Raw genomic sequence first — 4929 nt, 5'->3', positions numbered from 1 at the left:
CTTGGGGCAGGGGTGTGCGGGTGAGGCGCGAGGAGACTAGCAGACGGCTTATGGCGAGTTTGTGACAGTCAGAAACATGTCGTAACAGCATCGCGCCGCTTTTCAGAACACCCTGCTCGGCAGGCCATGGCCGACATGGCAATCTGCTCGCGCAATGACCCTGTTTGAAATGGCCTGAAAGGCTCTATACAAGTTTATTGGAGCGGTAATGCAACCCGATACGCGAACACTACCTATCACCTTGTCCCCGGAGCTCGATTTCGACCAGAACGCCGCCAGCGCGTTTGGCGAGTCGCTGTCCAGTCAATACACCCAGGCCACGCCATTCCCGCACATCGTCATCGACAATTTCCTGCACCAGGACGTCATTGCCAGTATCCGCACGCACTTCCCGGTCGAGCCGACCCACAACGAAATGATTTACGAGCGTGGCTACAAAGGCCAGCTCAAGCGCCAGATCAGTCCCAACGAATGCAGCCCCTATTTGAAGAGCGTATTCAACACCTTCAACTCCGCGCCGATGCTGCAGTTCCTTGAAAAGCTCACCGGCATCCAGGGCCTGATTCCCGATCCCTATTTCACTGGCGGCGGCCTGCACGAAACCAGGAGCGGCGGCTTCCTCGGTGTGCACTCGGACTTTCGTCTCAACAAAAAGCTTAATGTCGAGCGGCGGTTGAACGTGATCATTTACCTGACGCAAGACTGGCAGGAGGCGTACGGCGGTAATCTGGAGCTTTGGGATGTGGGGATGAAGAAATGCCTGAAAAAAATTCTGCCGGTCTATAACCGTTGCGTGATTTTCAACACGGACAAGGACAGCAATCACGGGCATCCGGAGCCGTTGACGACGCCTGAAGGCATCACTCGTCGGTCGATTGCGCTTTATTACTACACCGCAAGCGGACAAGGGATTGATCCTTCGCAGAGGAACAAAACCCATTACAAGCCACGGCCGAAGGATCGCTGGAGTGTGAAGTACTACCTGAATAAATTGTTCAAGAGGAAGGGGTGAGGTTGTTTTTGTTCAAGGCTAGCGCCAGTCTTTGCGCATCGGGCGGGCAGGGCTGATGATCGTTTTGCTTCCGGCCAGAGCACGCGATCAATTCGGCTCGCTCGCCCCCTCGTCAGTTCTCGTTCCATCAATAGGTTGATCCATGCCCAGAAGCGCCCGACTTCAAAAAAAACTCCATGCACGGTATCTGATGGCGACCGCTGAAGCGGTGGTCGGAGATGACTGCCTTGTCGGAAAACTGTGGGCACTGAACCAAGGTGACAGGTTCGAGCTGAGTGCAGCCTCATTCCATTCTGGGGCTATTGGAAAATACCGCCTGCAATACGTGATAACGAGAGGCCCTGTTCCTGGGCACTGGTTGTACAAAAATTTTGACCCAGAGGAACTTGTATTATTTTTTACGGCGAAAGACTTTGCCGGCATTTGCCATGGCTGGACGCTGTTCAAGGATTGAAAACATCAGATTTGGCGCTCTGACGGGCAGTTTTTGCACTAAGACCTGAGCAGGCGTTCGTGAACGCCTGCTTCGATCAATGAACCCGCCCGATTGTTGGTGCAAACGCCTGCGCTGGCGATCAAGCCGCAGTTTCACCACCGCGCACTTGCCTGCCGCCATCCTTCACGCCACCCCTCAGTGCATGCCTGAGTTTCAACGCTGGCCTTTCGACGCAGTAATATGAAACGCCACTCAACAGGAACGACAGGCCCAGTATCTTGGCCACGGTGTAAGCATCGTATGAACTAATCGGCCATAGACCGTGCAGGAAGTACATCACCGCATAGTGATTCAGGAACACCCCGTAGCTGATGTTTCCGAGGAATTCATCAGCCCGGTGATACTTGAGTTTCGTCAGCAGATACACCGCGGGTACACCGAGTGCAATGCCTGCGGTCACTTCGGCATTGAACGGTTGGCGCTCGATCCAGCCGGCCATGATCGCGATGAAGATCAATGCCGCCGCCACGGCGGTGCTTGCCACGATGGCCAGGCTCTTCGCCTGCGGTTTGTACAGGTAGCTACCGCACAGAAAGATGAACAGCACCCCCGGCAACAAGCGGTAGCCATACACGTCAGTGTTGATCAGACCAAGGCACGCGGGGATGAACACGGCGACGGACAAGACGAAGGCAACACCCCGCGCTCGATAGAGGATCAGGAAAGGGATCACCAGGTAGAAGCACATTTCCAGTCCAAGCGACCAGGCCGGTGGCAGGATGGCGTTCCCGGTTGCGCCAAACATGTAGAAGCCCAGTGGCACCATTGCCAGGCTCGCAGCAATGTTTTTGAACGTCAGTTCGGCCTCTTGGGGCGAGCCGGGGAACAGGATGTAGAGCACCGCACTTGCCGCGAAGAAGTAGAGCAGGAACTGAGGGTAAAGGCGCAGGATCCTGTCGAGGTAGAACAGACCGACTTTCTCTGGCGCCTGGTAGTTGCGCTCGATCAGCGAAGTCATCACGAAACCGCTGATGATCAAGAAAGAAATCACGGCGATCACGCCCGGGTTCAAGCCCATGAACGTCTTGTTCATATGCGAAACAGCGACCAGCACGGCCAATAGCAGTCGATAAGCGCCCACTTACATCCCCAAAACGACCTTGTATTTGGCGCGTAAATTACGATGTTTCGCGGATGGAGAACAGGGTTTTTCTCCGGGATGGCGCGATAGCGGTCGGGCAGTCACGTTGCTGTCGGCTGGGCGGTGCTATCGCGAGCAAAGCAATCACTGCGTATCAGGCCTCCCGATTTATTCACACAACGCATCTGCCACGCGATAACCGTCCACCATGGGTGCTTTGCTCACATCCAGTTCGATGCGGCAACTCTGTCCGGTCTTTTCGCCCCATTTCATTTGGAAGACCTTGCCTTCACCCACTGACAGCAACACTTGGCCGGCCTGGCCGACGACGCCGGCACTGGCGCCTTTTTCGTTGGTGATGGTGGTGCCGAACGGTGGTTGCTTGCCGTCCTTGAGGCGTACGTTGAGCAGCGCTTTTTCCGAGCGGCTGGCGGCGAAGCTGGCTTTGACCACGGCACCGCGACGCGGCACGACGTTGGTCACGCCTTCTTCGATGTCGATGTTGTTGTCCAGCTCGCCGGTGTCCAGTGCCACGCGGTTTTTACGGTAAGGCGTGACGTAGGGAACCAGGGCATACCCCTTGGCGTTGGTCAGCGTGCCGGGGGCGTTGAGGACGCCGACGTTCGGGGTGTCCTTGACTTCGACCAGGGCCACGGTTTCGCCAAGGGTCTGGCCGAATTCGAGGCCATCACTGTGACCGAGCACGGAGCCTGCGGCGCTCACCGAGGTCTGTCGGTAACCGCTGCCGACACTGACGCCGGCGCCGAGTTGGGCGAACGGCGCGCGGTAGCCGATAAGGGCCGAGCCGTTGTTGCCGCCGTTGTCGGAGCGGTTGGCGTTGACGTTGTAGTTGAGGTTGCCGTCGCGCCCGCTCAGGCCGGCACGCTGGTCGAGGCTGCCGTCGTTGTTGCGCGTAACCGTGTAGGTGCCGGTGCTGCGCGTCTGGCCGATGGGCATGGATACGCTGAACACCACTTGGTTGTTCTGGCCGAAGTTGTCGGTCAGGGTCTTGCTGGCGTAGATGCCGTAGGTCACGCCTTTGTATTGGGTGTTGAAGCCCAATTGCATCTGTTTGTCTTCGCGCGAGGTACCCCAGTAGTTCTGCTTGCTCATGTTCAGGTAGAACGAGCCGTAGCTGTCGAGGGCCTGGTTGATGCTGGCTTCGACTTTGCTGCGCTTGGAGAGCGTGTTGAATTCGTTCGGTTCTTGCAGGCGCACCGCTTCATCAAAGTCGCGATAGCCTTCGGTGGAATAGCGATAGCCGGCGAAGCGTACCGAAGTGCCAGTTTCGAATGCCTTGCCGTAGCGCACGCCAAAACTCTGGCCTTTCTCTTTGCCGGCCGCGACTCCGGAACCCCTCGGTACATCGGTCTGGGCCTGGGTTACGTCCAGCGAAACGGCGCCCAGACTGCCGAGGCTTTTGCCCACGCCGACGACGCCAGCGCGATAGAAGTCAGCGCCCAACAGGCCGCCATACACCGTCAGATCGAACGGCAAACCGTAAGCCAGAGAAGCCTGGGCGAAGGCCGGGCGCTGGCCGCCGTCGACAGCGTTGTACTCACCGGCGGTGGCGCTGTAGCGCCAGGTTTTTTCCCGCAGCATGTTCGCCAGCGTGGCGTACGGTTGGGTGAAGCGCCGCTCGCGACCGTCAGCTTCGGTGATGATCACTTCCAGGTCGCCACTGCCCGATGCCGCATTGAGATCGTCGATTTCGAACGCGCCGGGCGCCACATACGTGGTGTACAGCGAGTAGCCGTTCTGGCGCACTTCGACCTTGGCCTGGGTTTCGGCGATGCCGCGAATGATCGGCGCATAACCTTGCATCGAGTCCGGCAGCATGCCCATGTCGGACGCGACCTGGGCGCCGCGAAACGGAATGCTGTCAAACACATCACCCGGGGTGAAGCTTTCGCCCAGGGTCAGCGTGCCCTTGATCGCGGTCAGATCACGCTGTGCATAGGTGTTGCTGCGCTGCCAGTCCTGCTGGCCGTCTTCATCTTGACGGAACGAGGAACTGGAGCGAAAACGCCAGTCGCCGAGGTTGAATCCGCCGTTGGCGTAGAGGTTGTATTGCGTGCCGTTGCCACGGGCGTCGGACTGCGTGTTGGCCGCCGAGAACTGATAGTTGAGCATCGCCGCGTTGATTCCGCGATCCCATTCCTGCGGAGCGACATAACCCGTGGCGTCGCGGCGCAAGGCGATCTGCGGCACGCTGATGTCGAGGGTCAGGCGCCCGGCGTCGAAGCTCACCGAAGAGCCTTCGATCAATTGGGCAAGGTCGATGCACGCGGGGAATGACTCACCCGGGGTCAGGAACGCATCGACCTTGACCCCGAGTTC

General features: G+C 58.3%; 4 protein-coding genes. 2 read left to right on the top strand and 2 right to left on the bottom strand.

Annotated features, from left to right (window positions below):
• The first annotated feature begins 208 nt into the window (after nt 1-208).
• Together DBR24_RS01305 and DBR24_RS01300 are read left to right on the top strand one after the other, a co-directional pair.
• Entirely contained in the window at nt 209-1012 is an 804-nt protein-coding gene (locus tag DBR24_RS01305; protein ID WP_128613644.1) for a 2OG-Fe(II) oxygenase, read from the top strand.
• Nucleotides 1013-1202: 190 nt separating this feature from the next.
• Complete coding sequence (locus DBR24_RS01300) at nt 1203-1466, top strand: hypothetical protein (RefSeq protein ID WP_128613643.1); 264 nt, start codon at nt 1203-1205, stop codon at nt 1464-1466.
• A gap of 121 nt (nt 1467-1587) precedes the next feature.
• On the opposite strand, the gene DBR24_RS01295 is transcribed toward DBR24_RS01300, so the two are convergent.
• Nucleotides 1588-2589: an acyltransferase gene (locus DBR24_RS01295; RefSeq protein WP_128613642.1), complete on the bottom strand. Its 1002-nt coding sequence runs from the start codon at nt 2587-2589 to the stop codon at nt 1588-1590.
• 168 nt (nt 2590-2757) lie between these two features.
• A partial coding sequence (locus DBR24_RS01290; RefSeq protein WP_146188929.1) for a fimbria/pilus outer membrane usher protein occupies nt 2758-4929 on the bottom strand: 2172 nt, incomplete at its 5' end.

The sequence above is a fragment of the Pseudomonas sp. HMWF006 genome (genome assembly GCF_003061205.1).
GTDB classification, from domain to species: Bacteria; Pseudomonadota; Gammaproteobacteria; order Pseudomonadales; family Pseudomonadaceae; genus Aquipseudomonas; species Aquipseudomonas monsensis.
This window is presented reverse-complemented; position numbering and strand designations above follow the sequence as displayed.

Excerpts from the sequence above, each read along its gene's own strand:
- DBR24_RS01300 (WP_128613643.1), top strand. The coding sequence starts at position 1,203 with ATGGCGACCGCTGAAGCGGTGGTCGGAGATGACTGCCTTGTCGGAAAA.
- DBR24_RS01305 (WP_128613644.1), top strand. The coding sequence starts at position 209 with ATGCAACCCGATACGCGAACACTACCTATCACCTTGTCCCCGGAGCTC.